The sequence below is a fragment of the Actinophytocola sp. genome (assembly GCF_035634895.1).
Taxonomy (GTDB): domain Bacteria; phylum Actinomycetota; class Actinomycetes; order Mycobacteriales; family Pseudonocardiaceae; genus Actinophytocola.
This window is the reverse complement of the sequence record NZ_DASQCC010000182.1, coordinates 36,540-58,252: the sequence shown is the minus strand read 5'-3', so window position 1 is coordinate 58,252 and position 21,713 is coordinate 36,540. Positions and strand designations below refer to the sequence as shown.

The 21,713-nt window shown below is 69.8% G+C and carries 19 protein-coding genes; 14 read left to right on the top strand and 5 right to left on the bottom strand.

The window, feature by feature from the left end:
• The first annotated feature begins 12 nt into the window (after positions 1-12).
• Genes VET29_RS26840 through VET29_RS26820 form a run of 5 tightly spaced genes read left to right on the top strand, consistent with a single transcriptional unit; the run spans position 13 to position 8,122 of the window.
• The gene (locus VET29_RS26840; protein ID WP_324925349.1) at positions 13-3,750 is read left to right on the top strand and encodes an amino acid adenylation domain-containing protein; all 3,738 of its coding nucleotides are present in this window, start codon (positions 13-15) and stop codon (positions 3,748-3,750) included.
• Positions 3,747-5,210, top strand: a complete 1,464-nt coding sequence (locus VET29_RS26835) for an MFS transporter (RefSeq protein WP_324925347.1) — start codon at positions 3,747-3,749, stop codon at positions 5,208-5,210. The genes VET29_RS26840 and VET29_RS26835 overlap by 4 nt, the downstream gene beginning before the upstream one ends.
• A 12-nt stretch (positions 5,211-5,222) precedes the next feature.
• Positions 5,223-6,251: an ABC transporter substrate-binding protein gene (locus VET29_RS26830; RefSeq protein ID WP_324925345.1), complete on the top strand. Its 1,029-nt coding sequence runs from the start codon at positions 5,223-5,225 to the stop codon at positions 6,249-6,251.
• A gap of 15 nt (positions 6,252-6,266) precedes the next feature.
• The gene (locus tag VET29_RS26825) at positions 6,267-7,346 is read left to right on the top strand and encodes an iron ABC transporter permease (protein ID WP_324925343.1); all 1,080 of its coding nucleotides are present in this window, start codon (positions 6,267-6,269) and stop codon (positions 7,344-7,346) included.
• Positions 7,343-8,122, top strand: a complete 780-nt coding sequence (locus VET29_RS26820) for an ABC transporter ATP-binding protein (protein WP_324925341.1) — start codon at positions 7,343-7,345, stop codon at positions 8,120-8,122. The genes VET29_RS26825 and VET29_RS26820 overlap by 4 nt, the downstream gene beginning before the upstream one ends.
• Positions 8,123-8,197: 75 nt before the next feature.
• Here VET29_RS26820 and VET29_RS26815 read toward each other — a convergent pair whose 3' ends face one another.
• Entirely contained in the window at positions 8,198-8,704 is a 507-nt protein-coding gene (locus VET29_RS26815; RefSeq protein WP_324925339.1) for a hypothetical protein, read from the bottom strand.
• A gap of 122 nt (positions 8,705-8,826) precedes the next feature.
• On the opposite strand from VET29_RS26815, the gene VET29_RS26810 reads away from it, so the two are divergent.
• Both VET29_RS26810 and VET29_RS26805 read left to right on the top strand, forming a co-directional pair.
• Positions 8,827-9,402 (top strand): sigma-70 family RNA polymerase sigma factor, encoded by a 576-nt coding sequence (locus VET29_RS26810; RefSeq protein WP_324925337.1) that lies wholly within the window; start codon positions 8,827-8,829, stop codon positions 9,400-9,402.
• A gap of 79 nt (positions 9,403-9,481) precedes the next feature.
• Entirely contained in the window at positions 9,482-10,762 is a 1,281-nt protein-coding gene (locus VET29_RS26805) for a sensor histidine kinase (protein ID WP_324925335.1), read from the top strand.
• Here VET29_RS26805 and VET29_RS26800 read toward each other — a convergent pair.
• Together VET29_RS26800 and VET29_RS26795 are read right to left on the bottom strand one after the other, a co-directional pair.
• Positions 10,658-11,263, bottom strand: a complete 606-nt coding sequence (locus VET29_RS26800) for a response regulator transcription factor (protein WP_324925332.1) — start codon at positions 11,261-11,263, stop codon at positions 10,658-10,660. The genes VET29_RS26805 and VET29_RS26800 overlap by 105 nt on opposite strands.
• 38 nt (positions 11,264-11,301) lie before the next feature.
• Entirely contained in the window at positions 11,302-12,810 is a 1,509-nt protein-coding gene (locus VET29_RS26795) for a SagB family peptide dehydrogenase (RefSeq protein ID WP_324925331.1), read from the bottom strand.
• A 327-nt stretch (positions 12,811-13,137) separates the two neighbouring features.
• Here VET29_RS26795 and scoE point away from each other — a divergent pair, with 327 nt between their 5' ends.
• The 3 genes from scoE (at position 13,138) to VET29_RS26780 (ending at position 14,962) form a co-directional block, all read left to right on the top strand.
• Complete coding sequence (gene scoE, locus VET29_RS26790; RefSeq protein WP_324925329.1) at positions 13,138-13,995, top strand: (3R)-3-[(carboxymethyl)amino]fatty acid oxygenase/decarboxylase; 858 nt, start codon at positions 13,138-13,140, stop codon at positions 13,993-13,995.
• A gap of 72 nt (positions 13,996-14,067) precedes the next feature.
• Positions 14,068-14,367, top strand: a complete 300-nt coding sequence (locus tag VET29_RS26785) for a phosphopantetheine-binding protein (protein ID WP_324925327.1) — start codon at positions 14,068-14,070, stop codon at positions 14,365-14,367.
• 40 nt (positions 14,368-14,407) lie between these two features.
• A complete protein-coding gene (locus VET29_RS26780) occupies positions 14,408-14,962 on the top strand; it encodes a sigma-70 family RNA polymerase sigma factor (RefSeq protein ID WP_324925325.1) in 555 nt (184 codons plus the stop codon).
• Positions 14,963-15,004: 42 nt separating this feature from the next.
• Here VET29_RS26780 and VET29_RS26775 read toward each other — a convergent pair whose 3' ends face one another.
• Positions 15,005-15,610 (bottom strand): response regulator transcription factor, encoded by a 606-nt coding sequence (locus VET29_RS26775; RefSeq protein WP_324925323.1) that lies wholly within the window; start codon positions 15,608-15,610, stop codon positions 15,005-15,007.
• 93 nt (positions 15,611-15,703) lie between these two features.
• The gene (locus VET29_RS26770) at positions 15,704-17,188 is read right to left on the bottom strand and encodes a SagB family peptide dehydrogenase (RefSeq protein WP_324925320.1); all 1,485 of its coding nucleotides are present in this window, start codon (positions 17,186-17,188) and stop codon (positions 15,704-15,706) included.
• A 207-nt stretch (positions 17,189-17,395) separates the two neighbouring features.
• Between VET29_RS26770 and VET29_RS26765 the strand changes: the two genes are divergently transcribed.
• The 4 genes from VET29_RS26765 to VET29_RS26750 all read left to right on the top strand — a co-directional run bounded on the left by VET29_RS26765 (position 17,396) and on the right by VET29_RS26750 (position 21,662).
• Positions 17,396-18,406, top strand: a complete 1,011-nt coding sequence (locus VET29_RS26765; protein ID WP_324925318.1) for an AfsR/SARP family transcriptional regulator — start codon at positions 17,396-17,398, stop codon at positions 18,404-18,406.
• Positions 18,407-18,819: 413 nt separating this feature from the next.
• A complete protein-coding gene (locus VET29_RS26760; protein WP_324925316.1) occupies positions 18,820-19,062 on the top strand; it encodes a hypothetical protein in 243 nt (80 codons plus the stop codon).
• A 108-nt stretch (positions 19,063-19,170) separates the two neighbouring features.
• Complete coding sequence (locus VET29_RS26755) at positions 19,171-19,398, top strand: hypothetical protein (protein ID WP_324925314.1); 228 nt, start codon at positions 19,171-19,173, stop codon at positions 19,396-19,398.
• Positions 19,398-21,662: a TOMM precursor leader peptide-binding protein gene (locus tag VET29_RS26750; protein WP_324925311.1), complete on the top strand. Its 2,265-nt coding sequence runs from the start codon at positions 19,398-19,400 to the stop codon at positions 21,660-21,662. The genes VET29_RS26755 and VET29_RS26750 overlap by 1 nt, the downstream gene beginning before the upstream one ends.
• Positions 21,663-21,713: the final 51 nt, after the last annotated feature.

Here is a 21,713-nt window from a genome sequence, read left to right as displayed (position 1 = left end):
ACGGTCGATCCCATGCCCGACGCACTGCCGTTACTCGCCGCACAGGAGGGAATCTGGACCGGCCAGGAGTACGACCGGGACAGCCCTGCCTTCAACACGGCCGAGTACGTGGAGATCCGCGGGCCGGTGGACGTCGACCTGCTGACCGCGGCGATCCGCCGGGCCGTCGCGGAGGCGGAAGCGCTGCACGTCGTATTCGACGCGGACGAGGAAGGCGTCACCTGGCAGCGGTTCCGCGCCGAGCGCACGTGCCCGCTGAACGTGGTGGACGTCCACGCCGAGCCGGATCCCACGGCATCCGCGCTGGAGTGGATGCGTGTGGACCTCGCCGCGCCCGTCGACCTGCGCCGCGACGTGCTGTTCCACCACGCGATCTTCCTGCTCGGCCCCGAGCATGTCCTGTGGTACCAGCGGGTGCACCACATCGCTCTCGACGGGTACGGCCTGTCCCTGGTGGCGCGGCGGGTCGCCGAGGTGTACACGGCGCTGGTCGAGGGACGTGCGCCGGGCAGGCGGTCCTTCGGCTCGCTCGCGAGCGTGGTCGAGGAGGACCGGGCGTACGCCGAGTCCGCGAAGCACGCGGCGGCCCGTGACTACTGGGTCGGCACGGCCACCGGACGCCCGGCGCCGGTGGTTCTCGCGCGCCGCAACGCGAAGCTCGCGAGGTCGGTGCTCCGGGTCGGCGCGGAGTTCGACGACGCGATCCCCGCGCTCAAGGCCGTCGCCGGTCCCGCGGGCGCGATGTGGACGGAGACGCTGGCGGCCGCGTTCGCCGCCTACCTGCACCGGTTGACCGGCGCCGACGAGATCACCCTCGCGCTGCCCGTGATGGTGCGGCTCGGTTCGGTGTCGGTGCGGGTGCCGTGCATGGTGACGAACGTGGTGCCGCTGTGGGTGACCGTGCCGCCCGGCGCCACGTTCACGGACCTGACCAGGCAGGTCTCCACGCAGCTGCGGGAGGGGCGGCCGCACCTGCGGTACCGGTACGAGCAGCTGCGGCGCGACCTCAAGCTGGTGGCCAGCGAGCGCAAGCTGTTCGGCCCGTCGGTCAACATCATGCCGTTCGACTACCGGCTGCGCTTCGCCGGTCTGCCGGGCGTCGTGCACAACGTGAGCGCCGGGCTGATCGAGGACCTGGCGGTTCACATCTACGACCGCGCGGACGGCCACGGCCTGCGGATCGTCCTGGACGCCAACCCGAACTGCTACGACCACGCCGAGCTGACGGGACACCTCGACCGGTTCATGACGTTCCTCGAGCGCATCGCCCGGCGGCCGGACGTGCCGGTCACGGACATCGGCCTGCTGCTCCCCGGTGAGCGCCAGCTGCTGCTGGACGGCTGGAACGACACCGCACGGGAGCTGCCGGAGGTCACCGTGCCCGAGCTGTTCGCGGCACAGGTCGAGCGCACCCCCGACCGCACGGCACTCGTGGCCGGCGACGCCACCCTCACGTTCGCCGAGCTCGACGACAGGGCCGACCGCCTCGCGCGGTGGCTCGTCGAGCGTGGCGCCGGACCGGACAGGTACGTCGCGCTCGTGCTGCCCCGGACCTCGGACGCCGTGGTCGCGTTGCTGGCCGTGCTCAAGGCCGGCGCCGCCTACGTGCCGATCGACCCGGACTACCCGGCCAGGCGGGTGGCGACGATCATCGCCGACAGCAGGCCGGTCGTGGTGCTGGAGGAGCTGCCGGCACTCGACCGACCGTCCGATGTGGACCTGCCGGTGGCCGGCCCGCGGCACGCGGCCTGCCTCATCTACACGTCCGGCTCCACGGGCACGCCCAAGGGCGTCGTGATCGAGCACCGCGGCCTGGTCAACCTCTTCCACCACCACCGGGACTCGCTGATCCGGCCCAACGCGGGCGGGACCGTCCGCAGGGCCGCGCTGTCCGCGTCGCTGTCGTTCGACACGTCGTGGGAGGGCCTGCTCTGGCTGCTCGACGGCCACGAGCTGCACTTCGTCGACGACGACCTCCGGCGGCAGCCGGTCGCGTTCCTTGACTACGTCAGCACGTGCGAGATCGACTTCATGGACATTACGCCGACCTACGCCGAGGAGCTGGTGTCCATCGGGTTCCTCGAACCCGGCCGGCGGAGACCGGCGGTGCTCGCGCTCGGCGGCGAGGCGACCGGACCCGCGCTGTGGACCGCGTTGCGGGACGCCGGCCTGACCGTCTACAACCTGTACGGTCCCACCGAGTGCACCGTGGACACCCTGTGGTGCCGCCTCGACGAGAGCCCCGACCCGATCGTGGGCCGGCCGCTCACCAACACCAGAGCCTATGTGCTGGACGGACAGGGCAGGCTCGTGCCGCCGGGTGTCGTGGGAGAGCTGTACTTCGCCGGCGCGCCGGTCGCCCGCGGCTACCACGAGCGCCCGGAGCTGACGGCGGAACGCTTCCTCGACGACCCGTTCGCGCCGGGCACGATGTACCGCACCGGCGACCTCGCACGCTGGCGTCCCGACGGCACCCTGGAGTTCCTGGGCCGCGCCGACGACCAGGTCAAGATCCGTGGTTTCCGCATCGAGCCGGGCGAGATCGAGGCCGCGCTCGCGAGCCACCCTGCCGTCGCGCAGGCGGCCGTCATCCCGCGCGAGGACACGCCCGGACTGCAACGGCTGGTCGGCTACGTCGTGGTCACCGCCGACGTGGCACCCGCGGAGCTGCGCCAGTTCCTGGCCGACCGGCTGCCGGACCACATGGTGCCGCCGGCCTACGTCACGGTGGACCGGATTCCCCGCAACACCAACGGGAAGCTCGACCGCGCCGCGCTGCCGGCCCCCGAGGTCGTCGCCGTGGCCGGCCGGCCGCCCCGCGACGACCGCGAGAAGATCCTCTGTGGACTGTTCGCCGCGCTGCTCGGGCTCGACGGGATCGGTGTCGACGACGACTTCTTCTCCCTCGGCGGGCACTCGCTGCTGGTGGCCAAGCTGATCGTGCGGGTCCGCGAGGAGTTCGGTGTGACCATCGGCATCCGCACGGTCTTCGAGGCGCCGACGGTCGCGAGGCTCGCGGCCGCGCTCGCGAAGGACAGCGCCACCGACGCCACCGACGCCACCGACGCCACCGACGCCGTGGTCGCCCTGCGTGCCAGGGGAACACTGCCGCCGCTGTTCTGCGTCGCGCCCGCCACCGGGCTCGCGCTGTCCTACACCGGCCTGCTGGCGCACCTGCCGGACCGGCCGGTGTACGGGTTGCAGCTGCTCGGTGCCCGCATGGAGTCGGTGTCGGACATGGCCGCCGCGTGCGTGCGGCGCATCCGCGAGTTACAGCCGGCCGGGCCGTACCATCTGCTCGGCGCCTCGTTCGGCGGCCTGGTCGCGCACGAGATGGCCGTCCGGCTGCAGGACCTCGGACAGCCGGTGGCACTACTCGCGCTGCTCGACTCGTATCCCTTTCCGGAGGCCTGGCGGGACCTGCCGCCGGCGACCGAGGCGGAGGTCGCGGCCGCGCTCGGTGATCTCGACGCCGGGCAGATGTCGTTGGTGTACCGGGCGTTCACGCACCACTCCCGCATCGGCGCCGAGTGGACGCCGCGCCGGGTCGCCGGCGACGTGCTGCTGTTCGAGGCCACCGAGGACAAGACGCCGGACTGGCCGGGACCGGAAACCTGGTCGTCCCATGTGGACGGACGGGTCGAGGTACACCGGATCGCCTGCACTCACAACGGGATGACGAGCGCGGTGCCGCTCGCCCGCATCGGCGACACGATCGCCGGGCGCACCGAGCTCAGGAGGGTGTCATGAGTCTCCAGCGTCTGTTGGGTCTCGCCGGAGTCCTGGCCGCCACGTTCATGACCCAGGTCGACGGGTTCGTGGTCAACGTGGCCAGCCCGTCGATCCAGGCCGACCTCGACGCCGGCTTCGACCAGGTCCAGTTCATCGGCGCGGCGTACGTCGTCGCGTTCGGCGCGCTCATCATCACGGGCGCCCGGCTGGGCGACCGCGTCGGGCACCGGAACGTGTTCCTCTGGGGCGTCGCCGGCTTCACGCTCACGTCCCTCCTCTGTGGACTCGCGCCGAACGCCGAGCTGCTCATCGCCGCCCGGTTCCTGCAGGGCGCGACGGCGGCGTTCATGGCGCCGCAGGTGCTGGCGGTCATCCGTGCTACCGTGCACGACACCGAGCAGCGCGCGAAAGTCCTTGGCGTCTATGGTGTCGTGATCGGTTTGGGGGTCATCTGCGGGATCGCCGGCGGCGGTATCCTCGTCGACCTGGACGTCGCGGGGCTGGGCTGGCGGCCGGTCCTGTTGGTCAACGTGCCGATCGGGGTCGCGATCCTCGGACTGGCACGACTTCTGCCGAAGAGCGAGACGGGCACCGCCCAACGTCTCGACCTCGTCGGCGCGCTGCTGACCACGGTGGGGCTGCCCGCCCTGCTGGTGGCACTGGTTCTCGGGCCGGGCGACAGGTGGTGGCTGTGGCTCGGTCTGGGGCTCGCGCTCGCTGTGTTCGCGATACTGGCCGTACAGCAGCGTGAGTTGCACAAAGGCGGTGGCGACCCGCTGTTTCCGCCGCGGGTCGCCACCGCCCTTGGGATGCGCCTGTCCCTGCTGACGGTGCTGTCCTTCTTCGCCACGAGTGCCGGGCTGTACCTGGTGTTCACGTACTACGTGCAGACCGGGCTCGGCATCGCGCCGGCCACGGCCGGGCTCATGTTCGTGCCACTGGGCTTCACGTTCGCGCTCGGCTCGGCCGTGTGCCGCCGGCTGGGCCACCGGGTCCGCGTGTCGCTGCCGGTCGCCGGCACCGCACTCGTCGCGGTCGTGCTCTGTGGCGGCGCGCTCGCCGCCCGGTTGCCGGCGGACGTCCAGCCGCCACTGCTGGTGGCGATGATCGCGCTCGCCGGGTTCGGGCAGGGACTCGTCGTCGCGCCGCTGGTGGCCGGGATCCTCAGCAGGGTCGCGCCGACCGAGGCCGGCGCGGCGTCCGGCATGGCCACCACCGTCACCCAGGTCGGGCTCGCGCTCGGCGTCGCGCTGGCGGGCGTCTGCTACCGGAGCGTTCTCGGTGCCACACCGGGAGATCCGCGGGTCCCGTTCGCCGACCACGCGCTGGCGTTCTCGTTCGCGGCACTCCTGTTGGCCGGGTTCGCCACGACCACGAGCCTGCTGAGCGCACGGCTGCACAGGCTGCCACCCCAGGAGACCACCGGCGCCGCGGTGCCGATGGAGCGGAAGGAAGCGGCCACGGCCGCAACCAACTAGAGGAGTAAACCCATGAGGCTCAAGCAACTCGCCGCCGCCGCGGCGGCGGTCGGCTGCCTTGCCGCGACGGCGTGCAGCACGGCGACCACGAGTGCCGACCCGACGAGCGGGGCGGCCGAGGCCGGTTATCCCGTGACGATCACCAACTGCGGCAAGGAGTACACCTACACCCAGGCGCCGAGCCGGGTGGTGGTGATGAACGGCGGCTCGGTCGCGGAGGTGTCCTCGCTGCTGGCGTTAGGCCTCGGTGACAAGATCGTCGCCAACGCCCAGTCGTACGGCGCCTCCGAGGTCCCCGGCCGCGCCGACGCCATCGCGAAGCTGCCGACCGGCGACATCAAGCTCAACGACATGATGGACATCCCGCGCGAGGCCATGATCGGACTGGCACCGGACCTCGTGATCTCGACCTACGACGGCGGGTTCCGCGCCGAGGCCGGGTTCGCCACCCGCGAGGACCTGGCGACGATCGGCGCGAACACGTACTCGCCGGAGAGCACCTGCGGTGACGTCGGCACGGTCAGCGGCAACCCGTCCATCGAGGACAGCTACCGGCTGCTGCGGGACCTCGGCAAGATCTTCGGCGTCAGCGAGAAGGCGGAACAGATCATCGCCGACTCCAAGGCGAAGATCGGCGACCTCCGGTCGACGGTGTCCAAGCTGCCCAGGAAGAAGGCGATGCTGATCATCCCGGGCATGGCGATGGGCAGCGAGTTCAGCTCGGTGGGCGCCAAGGCCATCTGGAACGACATCATGGCCAAGGCGGGCGTGGACAACATCTTCGCCGGCGCGTCCGACCAGATGTTCGCCAACCCGTCGCGGGAGCAGGTCGCGAAGGCCGACGTCGAGCTGCTGGTCGTGGTCAACTACATGTCCAAGGACCCGGCCGCCGACGCGAAGAAGCTGTTCGACGAGTTCCCGCAGTGGGACGCGTCGCGGAACAAGTCCTACGTCGTGCTGTCCGACTCGATCTACCTCGGCCCGAGCAACGACGTCGCGGTCGACAAGATCGCCCACGTCGCACACCCCGACGCGCTCTAGGCCATGGTCACCCAGGTGAGGGAGTTACCGGTCGCGCGGAAGGCCAAGCCCGCCGCGCGACCGGCGCCGCTGCACGGTGTGCCGCTCTCGGTGTGCCTGCTGGTGCTCGGCGCGTTGCTGGTCCTCGCGATCCTCGTGGCGGCCGCGGTCGGCTCGGTCTCCGTGTCGGTCGGCGACAGCTGGCGGATCGTGTGGGCGCACCTGACCGGTTCCTCGCCCGGCGTCAACCGGGCGTACGACCAGATCGTGTGGAACTTCCGGATCCCGCGGGTCCTGCTGGCCGCGCTGTGCGGTGCGGGGCTGGCGGTGGCCGGCGTCGTGCTGCAGGCGCTGGTGTCCAACCCGCTGGCCGACCCGTTCATCCTGGGCGTGTCCGCGGGCGGGTCGGTCGGCGCGGTCGTGGTGATGGCGCTGGGTGCCGGCGCGCTCGGCGGCCTCGGCGTGTCGGGTGCCGCGTTCCTCGGCGCGATGCTCGCGGTGGGGCTGGTGTTCCTGCTCGGGCAGCAGCGGGGCAGGCTCAACCCGGTGCGGCTGGTGCTGGCCGGGGTGGCGATCAGCTACGTGTTCACCTCGATCACGAGCTTCCTGCAGTTGCAGACCGAGCCGAACAACATGCGGCAGATCATGTTCTGGCTGCTCGGCAGCGTGTCCGGGGCGCACTGGTCCCAGCTGCGGGTGGCTGGGATCGTGGTCGTCGTGGTGACAGTGCTGCTGACCCTGTACGGGCGCCAGCTCAACGCGCTGGTGACCGGCGACGAGTCGGCGACCGCGCTGGGCATCGACGTGAAACGGTTGCGGATCCTGCTGATCGTGCTGACGTCGCTGCTCGCGGGCGTGCTCATCGCGGTGGCCGGCGGGATCGGGTTCGTCGGGCTGATGGTCCCGCACCTGGTGCGCCTGGCGTTCGGGGTCGACCACCGGCGGCTGCTGCCGCTGGCCGCGCTGGTCGGGGGGATCTACCTCGTGATCGTCGACCTGCTGTCGCGGACGGTGGACCCGCCGAACGAGCTGCCGCTCAACATCCTGACCGCCCTGTTCGGCGCGCCGTTCTTCATCTGGCTCATGCGCCGGGATCGGAGCCTCGCGAACTCATGAAGCTCTCCGTGCACGACGTGAGCGTGGCCATCGGCGGGACGCCGATCCTGCATGACGTGAGCCTGTCCGTGGCGCCCGGCGAGTTCGTCGGGCTGATCGGGCCGAACGGCAGCGGGAAGTCGACGCTGCTGCGGACGATCTACCGGTCGGTGCGGCCGGTGTCCGGGTCGGTGCTGCTCGGTGGCGCGGACGTCTGGGCCATCTCGGCCCGGTCGGCCGCGCGGCGGACGGCCGCGGTGCTGCAGAACAGTCCCACGCCGCCGGGGCTGACCGTGCAGGAGGTGGCGGCGCTCGGCCGCACGCCGCACAAGGGCATGTTCGACCGCGAGACCGCCGAGGACCGCGAGATCGTGGCCGACGCGCTGACGCGGACGGGGATGCTCGGGTACGCGGACCGGATCTACGGGTCGCTGTCCGGCGGCGAGCGGCAGCGGGTGCTGCTGGCCCGTGCGCTGGCGCAGCGGCCGGAGCTGCTGGTGCTGGACGAGCCGACCAACCACCTGGACATCCGGGCCCGGTTCGAGCTGCTGGAGCTGGTGCACACGGTCGGGGTGACGACGCTGGCCGTGCTCCACGACCTCGACCTCGCGGCCCGCAGCTGCGACCGGCTGGTCGTGCTGGAGTCCGGGCGGGTCGTGGCGTCGGGGCCGGTGCTCGAGGCGTTGACGCCGGAGGTGCTGTCGGACGTGTTCGGAGTGACCGCGGTCACAGAACGTCACGAGGACGGCATCGTGCGGGTCACGTACGGTGCCCGGCCTTTGGCTCGCGCCGGTTGAGCGTGGGTGAGGTGCGCCGAACGCGTTCGGCGCACCTCAGTCCGAATTAATCATCATCATTCGGACATATCAGTTTCAGGCGGTCTTCGCTGATCTGGTCAAAGGTATTGCCAGATCCGTCACATCTGCTTCCTCGGCCGCGGGCTCGGTGTGATCGAGGTGGTTCGCGGCCGGTTTCGGAGGTGTGGGTCGCTTGTCGGTGGTGACGGTCCGGCCCAGCAGGGCCACCACGGCCAGCACGGCCGCGCCCAGCGCCAGTTGCCAGCTGCCCGCGTCCAGCCCGCCACCGCCCAGCATCGCCACGCCGGTGGCGCACTGCAGCACGCCGATGCCGCCCAGGGTCATGCGCAGCCGTGACCACGAGCGGTCGGCGCCGGGCGGAACCCGGGCCAGTACCGCGTCGGCGACGTCCGGCCAGGCGACCACGGCGCTCGTCCTCGTGCGTCGGGTGATCAGTGCCGCGGCGTCGTACCAGTACGCGCAGTCGGCACAGTGCTCCAGGTGCGCGTCTGTCGGGTGGTCGGCGACCTCCTCGTTGTCGAGGCGGGCGCTCAGGGCCTCTCGGAAGTCTTCGCAGTCCACGAACTAGTAGTCGGAAATCAGGGCCGAACAGTTCCAACACATTCTGGAATATCACGATGAGGCTCGCTGGACCGTCACTCGACACGCCACTCACCGGTCATTCGCGGAGTTACCCTCTGATTATGTCGGATTCAGGGGACGAGGTCACCGATTTAGCTCTCGCGGCAGGGCGAGGGGATCGGGACGCGGCAAGCGCGTTGATCCGCGCCACGCAGCGTGACATCTGGCGCTTCCTGCTCTACCTGGTCGGCCACACCGCCGCCGAGGAGCTGACGCAGGAGACGTTCGTCCGTGCGCTGAAGGGCGCCCACCGGTTCGCCGGGCACGGCCGCACCTGGCTCCTGGCCATCGCGCGGCGGGTCGCCGCGGACCACCTCCGTGCCGTGATTCCTGACCAGGACCGGCAGTTCGCCGCGGAACGGGCCGCGGAGCGCCAGCTGCCCGGCACCGACGAGACGATCGCGATCAACCGCGTGGTACGGCTGCTGCCGCGCGACCGCAGGGACGCGTTCGTGCTGACACAGGTGCTCGGGCTCGGTTACGCGGAGGCCGCCGAGGTGTGTGACTGTTCGGTGGCGACTATCCGCGCTCGGGTCGCGTGGGCGCGCCAGGAGCTCGTCGCCGCGGTCGGCACGGGGGAAATGCGGCCCGAGGGGGTAACTCGCGGTAAGAAATTCACCCGATCGCTACGGACGTAGTGTAATCTACTCAGGTTAGTCCAATTGAATACAAGAGACACACACCTAGGTACGGGCGGAGTTACAGAGGTGAGAAGAGGTGTCTCCCACCACACCTGGTCACTTACCGGAGGGCCTGGGCCCATTTCCCGCGCCGAGGATCGCGGTCGGCGTCGTCACCGCGGTCTTCGCGTGCATAAGCCTGGTCGGCTTCCTCCACGTGTTGTTGCTGCCGGACGTCAGCGCGGGCGAGGTCGCGCTGTCGTTCACCTGTGTCGCGGCGCTCCTGCTGATGCAGCTGCGCTGGTACGCACACGACATGGACCGGCTGCGAAGCCCGCTCGGCTACGCCGTGCTGGGTACGCAGATCCTGGTTGCCTACCTGCCACTGCTGGTCTTCGGACAGGCATGGGTCGGCATGCTCGCCTTCCCGGCCGGCAGCGCGCTGCTGGTGCTGCGGCCCGTGTTCGCGTGGCCGGTGTTCGGCCTCGTCGTGTCCAGCATGGGGATCGCGCAGTGGGGGTTCTCCGCGCGCCTGCTCGACGTGCTGTACACCGCGATCTCGACGCTCACGACCGGCCTCGTGGTCTACGGCCTGTCCCGGCTCGCCGCGCTGGTCACCGAGGTGCGCGAGAGCCGTGCCGAGATCGCGCGCATGGCCGTGCTCGGTGAGCGGCTGCGGTTCGCGCGGGACCTGCACGACCTGCTCGGCTACAGCCTCTCGGCCATCACGCTGAAGATAGAGCTCACCCACCGGCTGATGGAGAAGCATCCGCGGGAGGCGGCCGACCAGCTGCTGGAGGTTCTGGAGATCTCGCGGCTCGCGCTGTCCGACGCGCGCACGGTGGCGAGCGGCTACCGCGACCTGTCGTTGGAGGACGAGTGCCGCTCGGCCGTCTCCGTGCTGGCGGCGGCGGACGTCTGCGTGTGCTTCGACAGCGACCGGGACGGGGACCACACCGACCTGCCCGTGCACGTGAGCACCGTGCTGGCCACCGTGTTGCGCGAAGGTGTCACAAACCTGTTGCGCCACAGCAAGTCCAAGCATTGCGAAATCATCATTCGGCAGACCGACGAGCATGCCTCGATCGAGATCGCCAACGACGCGACCGAGCGGCCGGACCAGGAGAGTCGCGGTGGCGGCGGGCTGCGGAACCTTTCCGCGCGGGCGAGGGAGATCGGCGGTACGGTCACGGTCGAGCGGACGGAGAACATGTTCCGGCTGCGTGCAAGCGTGCCGTTGCGAACACCAGCGCACACGGCATTTCTCGCGCGCTCACAGCCAGCCGGCGTCCCGCGCGATGCGGATGGCGTCGACCCGGTTGCGGGCCGCGAGCTTCCCGATGATGGTGGTGAGGTAGTTCCGGACGGTGCCGACTGACAAGAACATCTTCGACGCGATGTCGACCGCCTGCAGGCCATCGGCCGTGAGCCGAAGGACCTCGGTCTCGCGCGCCGTGAGCGGCGACTCCGCACTGTCCCAAGCGGACATGGCGAGCTGGCTGTCGACCACACGGCGTCCCATGGCGACGCTGCGGATGGCGTCGGCGAGCTGGGTCGCCGGCGCGTCCTTGAGCATGAAACCCGTGACTTTGGCGGAAAGGGCGCGACGCAGGTTGCCGGGGCGTGACAGTCCCGTGAGGATCAGCGTCCGGATCCCGGGCACCGCGTCATGCAGCTCGGTCACCGCCGAGAGGCCGTCCTTGCCGGGCAGGTCGATGTCGAGCACCGCCACGTCGGGCCGGTACTTCATGGCGGTGGGCACGATGTCGTTGCCGTTGGCCACTTCCGCGACCACCTCGATGTCGGGTTCGAGGTTCAGCAACGCCACGAGGGCCCCCCGGACCATGTGCATGTCTTCGGCAAGCATCACCTTGATCATTTCGGCGTCCCTCCGGGCCCGATACGCCTCCCGTTGTATCACGCGGAATCCGGATGCGCATCCCCCTTGTCTCCCAACGGTTCCCGTGCGTTCCCCGGCAATTCCGTTGCGTGACCGGGAAGCCCGACGACGAACTCGCCCACGCTCACCTCCGCGGGCCAGTCCAGCCCGAACGCGGTCGTGGCCAGCTCGCTGTCGCCCATGGCGAGCGCACACGGCGCGAGCCCCAGCATCGTGGCGACCAGATACATGGTCTGCTGCAGTACTCCCACGTGCTTGAGCGTCGTGGCGTACGCGATGCTGTCGTACACCCAGGACAGCCGGCCGATCCGTGCCGTCATCGTGATGAGCACGGGAGGTTTGGACGACCCGATCAGCACGGTCGCGCCGGCGAGCAGCTCCTCGATGTCGCTCTCGCACTGGTTGATGAGCGTCAGCGCGTGGCCGGCCGGGTCGTAGTGGTAGATGCCGCGCGGCAGGTCGGCGCAGCGGTCGATGGTGAGGTACAGGTCGAGCTCGTACAGCGACCCGGCACTGGGGTAAGGGCGTTCCGAGACGACGTACCGCGTGTCGCCCGCGCCGCTGGTCTCGTACTGCGTGCGAATCCGCGCCGTGCGGAACAGGAGTTCGCCCAGCTGCGCCGCGGACGGGCCCTCGTCGGCGAACACCCGCACGGAGTGGCGGTGCTCGACGGCCTCGGTCAGTGACATGTCGTGCGTGGCGAGGTCCGGTCGTCCGAGCGGGTGGCGCGGGCCCTCCGGCAGGGGTTTCACGACCGGCAGCGGTGCCATCGACGGGATGAGGTTGAACGCGGCGCCGGCCGGGTTGTCGTGGCGGCCGAGTCTGCTGCGGGAGTGGAACAGCAGGTCGTGGGGTGACCAGGTGAGCAGCGCGGGGTCGGCGTCCTCGGCGAAGGTGGGCGTGTCGTTCCCGTTCTCCTCGCCGAGCAGCACCATCCCGGCGCCGGCGAGGTAGGCGACGACCTCGAGGACGAGCGGCCGGGACAGGTTGGCGCCGCGGGCGACCTCCGTGCTGGTGGTCGCGCGGCCCAGCGAGCCGACGATCCACGACGCGAGCGGGCGGTGCAGTACCACGTGGTGGTGTGCCAGCGGGGACTCCAGCAGCAGCTCGTCGTCCCTCGCGCGGATGAACGCGAAGCGGGACAGGCGGATCGGGCGGGACTCGGTCAGCACGGTCTGGCCGGGCAGGTCGAAGATGCCGCGGGGCGAGACCGGGACGACCGACAGCAGCGGGCTCGACGCGTCTCGCAGGGCCAGCGAGTGCACGACGCAGCCGGGCAGCTTGGACAGCGTCTCGTACAGGTCCTTGGGATCGAGGTCGACGGCGTTGCCGAGCGCGACCGGGCCGTAGGTCATGCGGTGCAGGAAGTCCTCGACCCCGGAGGCGGCGTCCGGGACCTGGACGTCACCCCAGCGGGTCAGGACGGTGAGGCAGCCGTCGCGGTCCACCTCGATGGCCACGTCGTCGCGGAACGACCACAGCTGAAGGCGGAAGTCTGGTGGTGGCGCGCCGGCATCGGGTTGCACTGGTCGCTCCTCGCGCATGTGCGCCTGTAATCGCTCGCGGCGCGCACACGCGCGCCCGAGCTTTTTGTACCACCCCGCGGCGGCCCGCGTCCCGTGGCACCAGTGGGCCACTGGCCTGCGACGAGACGAACACAAGGCGGTCTCCAGTCACCGTCCACTCCGGACGTCCCGTGGTCCGGTCACGGCACCGGGATGAGGATTTGTGGGGTCGTCACGGGAACCACTCACGGGTCCGCACCGACTACTTTCACGAGACCGCAGTGATGGTTTGTGAGTGTGCACTATGAATTTCTCATGTGGTCGCCGCCGATTACCGAAGGACAGGTCATGAAAATTTCCCCACAGGATGGCAAGACGCTCGGTGTCGTTGTGGAGGGCTTCGACGCCAACACCGCTACCGCGGAGGAGCTCGCCGAGCTGAAGAAGGCGGTCTACACCAGCAAGATCGCCGTGCTGAAGAACCAGCACCTGGACCCGGAGGAGTTCCTGGCGCTCGGCAAGAAGCTGGGCGACGTCTCGGAGTACTACGAGCCCGTGTACCACCACCCGAAGGTGAAGGAGGTGTTCGTCTCCTCGAACGTGAAGGAGGACGGCAAGCAGGTCGGCGTGCCGAAGACCGGGAAGTTCTGGCACTCGGACTACCAGTTCATGCCGCGCCCGTTCGACCTCACGCTCATCTACCCGCAGGTCGTGCCGTCGAAGAACCGTGGGACGTTCTTCATCAACATGGCCGGCGCGTACGAGAAGCTGTCCGAGGACCTGAAGCTGGCCGTGAAGGGGACGACGGCCACGCACAGCGTGCTGCGGTACTTCAAGATCCGCCCCGACGACGTGTACCGGCCCATCTCGGAGATCATCGACGAGGTCAACGGCAAGACCCCGCCCGTCGTCAGCCCGACGGCCGTGACGCACCCGCACACCGGTGAGACCGTTCTATACATAAGCGAGGGTTTCACAATGTCCATCGAGGACGCTGACGGAGTGTCCCGGCCGGACCTGCTGAACGAGCTGCTCGAGGCGACCGGCCAGCTGGACCGGACCTACGAGCACGAGAACATCCACCTGCAGACGTTCGAGAAGGGCGACATGCTGGTGTGGGACAACCGAAGCCTGATCCACCGGGCACTCCACACCGCGACGCCGGAACCGGCCGTGTCGTACCGCGTCACCGTCTACGACGACTGAGTGTTCTCGTGCCCCCTGGGACCGGCGGCGCAACGGCGCGCCGCCTCCCTTTCGCGGAACGGGGTGGTACGAGTGAGGTTGACCGAGGAAGTCGTGCGTGCGGATGTGGCGGAGCTGCTGCACCTGCTGCCGGAGGAGGTACGCGACGCCGACGATCTCTTCGAGTTCGGCCTCGACTCGATCCGCCTGGCGACGCTGCTGGAGAGGTGGCGCGGCGCCGGCGCCGAGATCGGGTTCGCCGATCTGGCCGAACGCGCGACCCTGGACCACTGGCTGCCGCTCCTGCTCGATGAAGGACGCCCTGTCGACACCGAGGGCGTCCTTCATCGCGTTTCTGGTCGCGGAGACGAGCCTCGCTTGACCGCGGCTTGATCGCGTTCTCCGTCGCGCGCCGCGGAGCTACCTTCGAAGCATGTCCGAGGCGCTGGATGACGAGATCACCGAACTGGCTCTCGCGGCCGGGAAGGGTGACCGGGCCGCCGCCAACTCCTTCATCAGGTACACCCAGCGGGACGTCTGGCGGTTCCTGGTCTACCTCGTCGGCCGCGGCGAGGCCGAGGACCTGGCGCAGGAGACGTTCATCCGCGCGTTCGCCAGCGTGCACCGGTTCACGGCCCGCAGCAACGCACGCACCTGGCTGCTCTCCATCGCTAGGAGGGTGGTGGTGGACTTCTACCGAGCGGCCAACGCACGGCCGAAGATCGCCAGCGACCACGACTGGCAGGCCGCCGCGGAGCAGGCCCGGACCCCTAACCTGCCGGGGATCGACGACACCGTGTCGCTCGGGCTCGCGGTGCGGGAGCTGTCGGACGACCGGCGGGACGCGTTCGTGCTGACGCAGGTGCTGGGCCTGGGGTACGCCGAGGCGGCCGAGGTGTGCGGTTGCCCCGTCGGCACCATCCGGTCGCGGGTGGCCCGTGCGCGCCGTGACCTGGTGGAGCTGCTCGGGCTGAGCATGGCGAGTTAGTGCTGCGATGTCCCTGACCGCGCGACCGCCCCGAAGGGGCCGTCAGAGCCAGCCGGAGTCGCGGGCGATGCGGATGGCGTCCACCCGGTTGCGGGCGGCGAGCTTGCTGATGATTGTCGTCAGGTAGTTGCGGACCGTGCCGACCGACAGGAACAGGCGGCCGGCGATGTCCACCGCCTGGAGGCCGTCGGCCGTCAGCCGCAGGACCTCGATCTCCCGGGCCGTCAGGGGGCACTCCGCGCTGTCCCACGCCGCCATGGCCAGCTGGCTGTCGACCACGCGCCGCCCGGCGGCGACGTTCCGGATCGCGTCCGCCAGCTGGGCGGCCGGGGCGTCCTTCAGCATGAAGCCCGTGACCTTCGCGGACAGCGCCCGGCGCAGGTTTCCCGGCCTGGACAGCCCGGTGAGGATCAGCGTCTGGATGTCCGGCATGACCTCCTGCAGCTCACTGACCGCCGTCAGACCGTCCTTGCCTGGCAGGTCGATGTCGATGATCGCCACGGTGGGCCTGTGCTGCCTGGCCGTCGGGAGGATGTCGTTGCCGTTGGCGACCTCGGCCACCACCTCGATGTCCGGCTCGAGGTTCAGCAGTGCCACCAGAGCACCGCGGACCATGTGCATGTCCTCGGCCAGCATCACCCTGATCATGCGTGGCGTCCCTCCGGGCTGCCAGCTACCAGCCCGTTGTACCACGCCACCAGTCAACAGTGAAGCCTTCATGATCGGCACGCCCCCTGTGCGTTACGTCCTGACCGGTAAGCCGACGACGAACTCGCCCACGCTCACCTCGGCCGGGTGGTCCAGTCCGAACGCGGCGGTGGCGACCTCGTCGTCACCCGTCGCGAGTGCGCACGGCGCCAGCCCGAGCACCGTGGCCACCAGGTACAGGGTCTGCTGCAGCACGCCGACGTGCTTGAGGGTAGTGGCGTAGGCGATGCCGTCGTACACCCAGGACAGGCGACCCATCCGTGCGGTCATCGTGATCAGCACCGGTGGCCGCCGCCGCGCCCCGATCAGCACCATCGCGTTGTCGAGCAGTTCGTCGGCGTGGTCGGGGCGCGAGTTCACCAGCGTCAAGGCGTGTCCGTCCGGGTCGTAGTGGTAGATCCCGCGCGGCAGGCCCGCGCAGCGGTCCAGCGTCAGGTACAGGTCCAGCTCGTACAGCGAGCCCGCGCTGGGGTAGGGGCGGGCGGAGACCGTGTTCGCCACGTCCGTGCCGTCCGTCTCGCGGGGCGACCGCACCCTCGCCGCCCGGTACAGCAGCTCGCCCAGCTGCGCCGCGGACGGGCACTCCGCGGCGAACTCCCGGATCGACCGGCGCCGCTCGATGGCCTCGGACAGCGACATCTCGTGCGCCGCCGGCGCGTCGACGTCCGGCCGGTACAGCGGGTAGCGCGGCCCGGTCGGCAGCGGCCGCACCGCGGGCGGCGGCGGCTGGTCCGCGCCGGGGTGTCCCGCCGAGTCGTCGTGCCGGCCCAGCCGGCTGCGGGAGTGGAACAGCAGGTCGTGCGGCGACCAGGTGAGCAGCGCGGGGTCGGTGTCCTCGGCGAAGACCGGCGAGGACACCTCGGCGCCGTGCACCACCATGCCCGCCGCCACCAGGTACGCGACGATCTCCGCGACCAGGGGCTTGTGCAGGTTGACGGTGTTCGCGACGGCCGTGACGGTGGTCGTGCGGCCCAGCGCGCCGACCACCCACGACGCGAGCGGCCGGTGCAGCACCACGCGGTGGTGCGACAGCGGCGACTCCAGCATCATCTCGCCCGCGCGGTCCAGCAGGACGGCGAAGCGGGACAGGCGGACCGGCTGGGTGAGGGTGAGCTTCGGCAGCTCGAACCGCGCGTTCCTGGTCACGGGGGTGGCCGACAGCAGTGGGCTCGCGGTGTTCCGCATGCCCAGCGAGCGGACCACGCAGCCGGGCACCCGGCTGAACACGGCGTGCAGGTCGGCCCAGTCGAGGCCCGTCACGTTGGCGAGGGCCACCGGCCCCAGCGTCATGCGGTGCAGGCTGTCCTCGATGGCGGCCGCGGGCGACTCGACGCGGACCTCGCCCCATCGGCTGAGGATGTTCAGCCCCTCCGCGGTCGACTCGATGGCCACGTCCTCGCGAAACGACCACAGCGGGATGCTCTGCTCGAGGATCTGGGCGCCGGAGTCGATGTGCACGGTCGTTCCCCGGCAGGACTGCTGTCGCGCCGCGCGGTTGACACGAATAGTCGCTGTCATGGCGTACTTCCACTCCGAAGGTGGCGCTGGACTGCGCCTGGTACCAGGGTTGCTTCTGGCTTGCGTGAACGACAGTGCGCACCTCACGCGCTCACCCTCTATTACTCATCGCACGCTTATGACGCCGTCACTATCGGCGGGAGGAGTGTCCCGAATACCTTTGTCTTGTCCTGGAACCAATGATCGTCGCGGATAGCGAGGTCCGAAATGGTCGCGAAGTCTGACGCGCTGGCCGCGATGACGCACGAGGAAAAGTTGAATCTCCTCGCCGCGTTGTTGGAATCGACGGAAATCTCCGAACCGAATCCCGAGCTGCTCACTCCCCGTGGCTCGGCCGAGAACGCCATTTCGGAGCTGCGGTTCGAACTGCTCGGCCCGCTGACCATCCGGCACGGCAACCGCGACGTGGCGCCCAGCGCGCCGAAACTGCGGCTGATCCTCGCCACCCTGCTGTTCAACGCGAACAAGCCGGTCGGCGCGTCTGCCCTGATCAAGGAGCTGTGGGGGGACGACGCGCCACGCACCGCGCACGCCACCCTGCAGACGTACATGTTCAAGCTGCGCAGGCTCTTCCGCGTGGTGCTCGGGCTGTCCGTCGAGCACGTCACGAGCGAGGTCCTGCAGACCTGCTCCGGCGGCTACATCCTGCGGGTCGACCCACGCCAGCTCGACGTCACCGAGTTCGAGCAGCTGGTCAGCGCGGGCAGCGCGGCCATGCACGCGGGCGACTACGAGCGTGCGGCCGACAGCCTGCGCCGCTCGCTCGCGCTGTGGCGCGGCGCCGTCGTGCACCCCGGACAGTGGGGCACGCAGCTGCGGGCACAGGTCGCCCGCCTGGAGGAACGCCGGTTCTACGCCCACACCACGAGGATCGACGCCGACCTGTGCCTCGGCCGGCACCGGGAGACCATCAGCGAGCTCGCCTCGCTCGTGGTCGAGCACCCGCTGCACGAGTCGGCGCACGCGATGCTGATGCTCGCCCTGTACCGCTCCGGGCGCACCTCCGCCGCGCTGGAGGTCTACATGCGCTTCCGGCAGCGGATGCTGCACGAGCTGGGCATCGAGCCCTCGGAACGCATCCAGGCGCTGCACATGGCGCTGCTGTCCACCGCGCCGATCCTCGCCAACCGCTCCTTCACGTCGGACATGCTGCTCGACCGCCTCGCGCGGTCCATGCCGCCACGCCACCGGGACGGTTCCCCGCCGGTTACCGGTTGATGACCTGCGTGCGCTTACATTGATGCCCTGAGGGTGCTTTACGGGATGCTCGGCGTCTCGAGGGTGCCCTGCAGGGCTACAGGCGTTTCGGGAGCGAGCGGACACCGGTCGGCCCCGGGTGGAAGGCCGCCCTCGTCCAGTAGAACGTCATGCCCTCGTGCAGTCAAGGCGTACTCAAGCCAACGTGAGCGATTCACGAGGCGGCAGTGAGCAATCCTTGAGTAGACGGTGAGCGGCTGCCTTGTCCGGAACCCCCTGCGTGGCGCACATTTGTGGGGAGCGGAAAACCGCTCCCACTCCGCCCCACCGGAGTGGTGCCAAGGAGGCTCCCATGTCCACCACCATGCGTGAGGTTCCCAACTTCGGCGGCGTCCGGCTCGGCGCTCCGGTCGAGAACAGACCGTGAGGCCGCCATGTCGGACACGCACTTACCCCACGTCAGCACGTACTCCCGCGACGTGGTCACCAGCGCCGGGCGGTTGCTGCTGACCAGACGGGAGCACGTGAACGTCCGGCCCTTTCCCCGGGCTGGGCTGCTCCCGCCCCCGTCCCCGGCTGGGACGGGCGGCCATGAACGGTGCCACGGCGGGCTCCTCAGCGAGCCTTGCCCCGCCTACCCGGCGGTGGCCGACGTGGACCACCAGCGCGCGGCCTGATCTCGCCGCGATTCACCCATGTGCTTCGAGGGCTGCTCGGGCCCTCGAACTTTCCCGGCTCCGGGAAATGAATTCCGAAAACAACCCCGACCCCACGCGGAGTTAATCATGTCTGTCGCCCTGCAGGAAATCATGCCAGTCAACATGCCCCCGGCCACCGACGAGCTTACGGACCTGTTAGCGGTCCTCGGCTTCGACGCCGATGTCCGCGACGTCGAGCTGGAGCTCGCGATCGACCAGTTCGACCAGTGGACCAACCCGCGGGACGCCGTGCTGGTCAACAGCTCGGGCATCTGGCCGGGCACGGACGTCGAGCTGGAGCGGCGGGCAGCCTGATGAACGCGGGGACCGTAGCAGCGCCACTGGTCGGCTTCAAACGGCACCTCCGTGCCGAGGTGTCGGCCGGCGAGGGCACGTACTTGTTCGCCGAGAACGGTGTGACAGTCCTGAAAGGGGCGAATGTCGCGGCCCTCGCGACGCTGCTCGACGGGACCCGCGACATCGCGACGCTGCTCGGCGCCATGCCGGGGGGCATGGCGCCGGAGCAGGTCGCCGGCCTGATCCGAAAGCTCGCCGCCGCGGGCCTGGTGGCACTGCGGCCACCGGTCGCGGAACCGGCGGACGAGCACGCGCTGGCCTACTGGGAGGCGATCGGGGTCGATTCCGCGGCCGCGGTCGCCGGCACCACCGGCCAGGCGCTGAGTGTCATGACGGTCGGGGACGTGGACATCCAACCGGCGCTGGCGGCTGTGCGGGCCGCCGGACTGACGGTTGCCGGCGACGCGGACCCCGCCGCACTCTCGGTCGTCCTGTGCGACGACTACCTCAACCCAGAGCTGGCCGAGGTCGACGCCCTGCACCGCGCGCAGGGCCGGCCCTGGCTGCTCGCCAAGCCAGTCGGTGTCAAGGTCTGGCTCGGTCCGGTGTTCCAGCCGGCCGAGCCGGGCTGCTGGCACTGCCTTTCCGTGCGCCTGTGGGGCCACCGCAACGCGGAGGCCGTGGCACAGAGCGCCCTTGGCCGGCAGGGGCCCGCGCAGAGCCCCGCCGCCTTCATCCCCGCGCTGCGGACCGCCGCGCTCGGGATGGTCGCGCTGGAGGCGACCAAGTGGCTCTCCGGCCACCGCCACCCCAACCAGCGCCGCGTGCTCACCTTCGACAGCCTCGAGCTGCGTGGTGAGCCGCACGAGCTGCGCCCCTACCCGCAGTGCGCGACCTGTGGCGACCCGGACCTGGTGCGGGACCGGGCGAACCGCCCCGTCGTGCTGACCTCGCGGCGCAAGGTCTGCTACAGCGCGGGACACCGCTCGATGACCCCGGAACAGGTGCTCACCGAGTACCGCCATCTGATCAGCCCGGTGACCGGTGTGGTCAAGGAGATCAAGCGCGACGACACCGGGCCGACCTTCTTCAACTCGTTCCGCTCCGGCCCGAACCTGGCCGCGCGGGTGAACGACGTCAACACGCTGCGCGCCACCATGCGGCTCGAGAACGGTGGCAAGGGTGTCACCGCGGTGCACGCCGAGGCCAGCGCGCTGTGCGAGGCGATCGAGCGTTACTCGGGCAACTTCTCCGGTCACGAGGAGCGGGTCCGCGGCAGCCTGCGCTCGCTGGGTGACACGGCGATCGATCCCCGGTCCTGCCTGCTCTACGATCCGCGGCAGTACGAGGAACGATCGGAGTGGAACGCGGCGCACGGATCGTTCCAGCGGGTGTGCGACCCGTTCGACGACGACGCGGTCATGGACTGGACACCGGTCTGGTCACTCACCCGGCGCAGCCACCGGTTGCTGCCGACGTGCCTGCTCTACTACGGCGCGCCCGCCGCGCGTGGCCCGCACTACCTGCACGCCGACTCCAACGGCAGCGCGGCCGGCAGCAGCATCGAGGATGCCGCCCTGCAAGGAGTTCTGGAGCTGATCGAGCGCGACGCGGTGGCGTTGTGGTGGTACAACCGGACCGCGCAGCCCGCCGTCGACCTCGACGCGTTCGGCGACCCGTGGCTCGACGAGCTGCGGGACGTGTACGCCGGGCTGGGCCGTGAGGTGTGGGTCCTCGACCTCACCTCGGACTTCGAGGTGCCCGTGATGGCCGCGGTGACCCGGCGCCTCGGCGCGCCGAACGAGGAGATCCTGTTCGGGTTCGGTGCGCACCTCGACCCGCGGCTCGCGCTGCGGCGGGCGCTGACCGAGCTGAACCAGTTGATGCCTCAACTGCTTTCGGACGTGCAGGCCCGCAGCACCGACCCCGACATGGTCGGCTGGCTGCATGACGCGACGCTGGCCCGCGAGCCGTACCTGGTACCCGACACCGCCATGCCGGCACTCGGACCCGCGGACTACGACTACGCGCCGAGTGCCGATCTACTATCCGACCTAGTCAGACTGCAGGACAAGGTGGAGGAGCTCGGCATGGAGCTGCTGCTGCTCGACCAGACCCGACCGGATGTCGGCATGCCGGTGGTGAAGGTGATAGTGCCCGGCATGCGCCACTTCTGGGCCCGTCTCGGACCTGGTCGTCTTTACGACATTCCGGTCCGGCTGGGCCGTTTGGCTCAGCCGACCCCTTACAACCAGCTGAATCCCATTCCGATGTTCCTCTGAAGCCTCGCTCGTATGTCGCCGGAGGAGACATGATCTCTGCATATAATTCAA